The organism is Mesorhizobium sp. M8A.F.Ca.ET.021.01.1.1 (assembly GCF_003998025.1).
Taxonomy (GTDB): Bacteria; Pseudomonadota; Alphaproteobacteria; order Rhizobiales; family Rhizobiaceae; genus Mesorhizobium.
Genome location: NZ_RZSJ01000625.1, coordinates 1 through 3,452, shown reverse-complemented (window position 1 = coordinate 3,452; position 3,452 = coordinate 1). Strand labels below are relative to the sequence as shown.

General features: G+C 66.9%; 2 protein-coding genes and 1 pseudogene. 1 reads left to right on the top strand and 2 read right to left on the bottom strand.

The window, feature by feature from the left end; genetic code table 11:
* Window positions 1-906 (bottom strand): annotated as a pseudogene (locus tag EOA36_RS31000) (sensor histidine kinase); the annotation flags it as partial.
* Between the two features lie 315 nt (window positions 907-1,221).
* On the opposite strand from EOA36_RS31000, the gene EOA36_RS30995 reads away from it, so the two are divergent.
* On the top strand, window positions 1,222-2,550 hold the full coding sequence (locus EOA36_RS30995; protein ID WP_127280707.1) for a dicarboxylate/amino acid:cation symporter: 1,329 nt from the start codon (window positions 1,222-1,224) through the stop codon (window positions 2,548-2,550).
* A 173-nt stretch (window positions 2,551-2,723) separates the two neighbouring features.
* Here the strand turns inward: EOA36_RS30995 and EOA36_RS30990 are convergent.
* Window positions 2,724-3,452: ROK family protein (locus tag EOA36_RS30990; protein ID WP_145969393.1), on the bottom strand; the 729-nt coding region annotated here is incomplete at its 5' end.

Genomic DNA, 3,452 nt, shown 5'->3' with positions numbered 1-3,452 from the left:
CAGGCGCGCCGTGTTGGCGGCGGCGGTCAGGGCGGCATCGGCGGGCGTCAGCAACCATAGGCGCCAACCGGGGACGGCACCAGGCAAGTCCTGCACCACCTCGACGAACCGGCGCGATTTTCCAGCCTCCTCGATTGTCGCCAGGCCATCACCGGCGCCACGCCGTATCGGCAGCGGGTCGAAGGCTGCGTCCAACTGAAGCTGGGCATGCGCGGCGGCTGCATCCGCGGCGGAGAGCGGCGCCAGCGCATGGAACCGCCAGTCGGGCTGGCTGGTGGCCAGAACGACTCCGCGTTCGTCGGTGACGAAAACGCGAAAGCCGCTTGCGCGCCAATTGGCTTCGACACCGCCGAGTTCGACCTTCAGGACCGCGACGCCAAGCGGTTTGCCGGCATCGTCGACACGGCCGGCGAGGTAGAGTCCCGGCTTGCCGCTGATCGTGCCGAGGCCGTACTGACTGGCAGCGCCCTTGGCCATCGCATCGGTGAAATAGTGGCGAAAATTATAGTCGATGCCGACAAAGCTGTCCGGCTGGCCGGCATTGCTGGCCGATATCGCGATGCCCGCAGTGTCGATGACATAGATGGCCGAGGCCAATGCATCGCCGGCTATCGCCTTCAGCTTGGCGTCGAGAGCCGTTTCCTCGACCTTCCCGGCGCGGCGCAGCGCATCGCGCACCGCATCGTCGCGCGCCAGCACCAGCGGCACGAGACGCTGCTTTTCGATTTCGCCGGTCAAGGTTCCCGCCGCCAGGGGCAAGGCGGCCAGTGCCCCATCGCGCAGCTCGCCGGCCGCCTGGCCCGCGGCGATGCGGCCGGCAATGGCAACCGCGCCGGCCAGCACCGCGAGCGCGATTGCCGCAAGCAGCCAACGCCCATCACGCAGGCGCGCTACCGCTTCGCGCAACAGGTCGCGGCCGGCAAACCCAGGGGTTTCGCTATCGATGCGCTGTCGCGGCGTCGGCCCTCTCCCTTCCCTGCACGGCTTTGGCCCCCAGTCTAATGCGAAATTCCGCCAGGGCAAACAAGACGTGTGCGGAAATCCGCACACGTCTCCGTCGAAAGCGGGGGCAGGAACGGCCGAAACCCGGGGATTCCGGCCTTCCTCCGATTTGGCACGGCGCTTGCAAAAGTTCTTCCAGCGGCGGGCAACCGGAGCGCCGCGATGGGAGAAGTCACGCAGGACGGCGCATGTCCGTCCCTTCCGGCCAGGGAGAGTTCGATGCATATCGCAGACCAATCCGCCGCGCCCGCCGCGCAGCGCAAGCCCCTCTATGCCCAGCTTTACGTCCAGGTGCTGGTGGCGATCACCGTCGGCATCCTGCTTGGCCACTACTATCCGTCGATCGGGGAGAGCATGAAGCCGCTCGGCGACGCCTTCATCAAGCTGGTCAAGATGATCATCGCGCCGGTCATCTTCCTGACGGTCGCAACCGGCATCGCCGGCATGAGCGACCTGCAGAAGGTCGGCCGCGTCGCCGGCAAGGCGATGCTTTACTTCCTCACCTTCTCGACGCTGGCGCTGATCATCGGCCTTGTCGTGGCCAATGTCGTGCAGCCGGGCGCCGGCTTCAACATCGACCCGGCGACGCTCGACGCGTCGACCGTCAACACCTACGCCGCCAAGGCACATGACCAGTCTGTCACCGGCTTCCTGATGAACATCATCCCCGGCACGATCGTCGGCGCCTTCGCCGATGGCGACATCCTGCAGGTGCTGTTCTTCTCGGTGCTGTTCGGCATCGCGCTGGCGCTGGTCGGCGACCGGGGTGCGCCGGTGCTCAACTTCCTGCAGGCACTGATGGCGCCGATGTTCAAGCTGGTCAGCGTGCTGATGAAGGCAGCCCCGATCGGCGCGTTCGGCGCCATGGCCTTCACCATCGGCAAATACGGCATCGGCTCGGTCATCAACCTCGCCATGCTGGTCGGCACTTTCTACGCGACCTCGTTCCTGTTCGTCTTCGTCGTGCTGGGTGCGGTCTGCCGCTACAACGGCTTCTCGATCCTGTCGCTCATCCGCTACATCAAGGAAGAGCTGCTGCTGGTGCTCGGAACATCGTCCTCGGAAGCCGCCCTGCCCTCGCTGATGGAGAAGATGGAAAAGGCCGGCGCCAAGCGCTCGGTGGTCGGGCTGGTCATCCCGACCGGCTATTCCTTCAATCTCGACGGCACCAACATCTACATGACGCTGGCGGCGCTGTTCATCGCCCAGGCGACGAACATCCATCTGTCGATATCGGATCAGATCCTGCTGCTGCTGGTGGCGATGCTATCCTCGAAGGGTGCCGCCGGCATCACCGGGGCCGGCTTCATTACCCTTGCCGCCACGCTTTCGGTGGTTCCCTCCGTGCCGGTCGCCGGCATGGCGCTGATCCTCGGCGTCGACCGCTTCATGTCGGAATGCCGGGCGCTGACCAACTTCGTCGGCAATGCGGTGGCCACGCTGGTCGTGGCGCGCTGGGAAGGCGAGCTCGACGAAGCCAAGCTGGCCCGGGCACTGGCTGGCACGGCCGACGACAGCCTGCCGGCGGACATCGTTCCCGCCGAGTGATCCACGGCTTCATGCCAAGGACCATGGCCGCAAGCACGCCGCTTGCGGCCATTTTCATGTGTCATCGCTGTCAGACGGCTTTGCGCGGGAGTGGCAGGGCCTTGCCATCGGCAGCGAAAAGATCGCAGCGCGACGGATCGGCTTGCCGCGAGACAGGGCCGCGCAGCTTGAGCTCAGCCATTGAAGTCCCTCCTCCTCTCCGGATATGTGCTTGGGCCGGCAGGCATGGGAGCCGCCAATGTGCCGCCATCGTCGAACAGGACGAGGCTGGCCGCGCCGACCAGTCCGGCGTGGCGGCCGAGCTGGGCCTGGACCACCGGCACGTCGCGATAGGCGCGCATGGCGCGCTGGCGGATGGTCGCCCCGATGACGGGTGCCATCAGGTCGAGGCCATTGGCGATGCCACCGCCGACGACCAGCACATCGGGCGAATAGAGATGCAACAGGTTGGTGAAGCCGACGCCCAGCCAGCGAGCTTCCTCCTCGAGCAGCGCCACAGCGAGGTCGTCCTGCAGCCGTGCCGCCTCGACCACGTGGCGGCCGGTCACCTCGGCGTTTGCCGAGAGGCGGCGCAGCGTCGAGCCGTCCAGGGGCGACGTCGCCGCGTTGGCGCGGCGGCCGAGCGCTGTACCCGAGGCAATGGCCTCGAAGCAGCCGACGACGCCGCACACGCAGCGCTCGCCTTCGTTGGTAATGGTCATGTGGCCGATCTCGGCGGCAAGGCCGCGGCGGCCGTGCAGGATGCGGCCGTCGGCAACGACACCGCCGCCGATCCCGGTCGAGACGGTGACGAAGACCAGCGAGCGAGCGCCGTGGCCGGCGCCGAAACGCCATTCGCCGAGCGCTGCCGCATTGGCGTCGTTCTCCAGCCGTACCGGCAGGCCGAGCCGGCGCTCGAGTAT

Excerpts from the sequence above, each read along its gene's own strand:
- EOA36_RS30995 (WP_127280707.1), top strand. The coding sequence starts at position 1,222 with ATGCATATCGCAGACCAATCCGCCGCGCCCGCCGCGCAGCGCAAGCCC.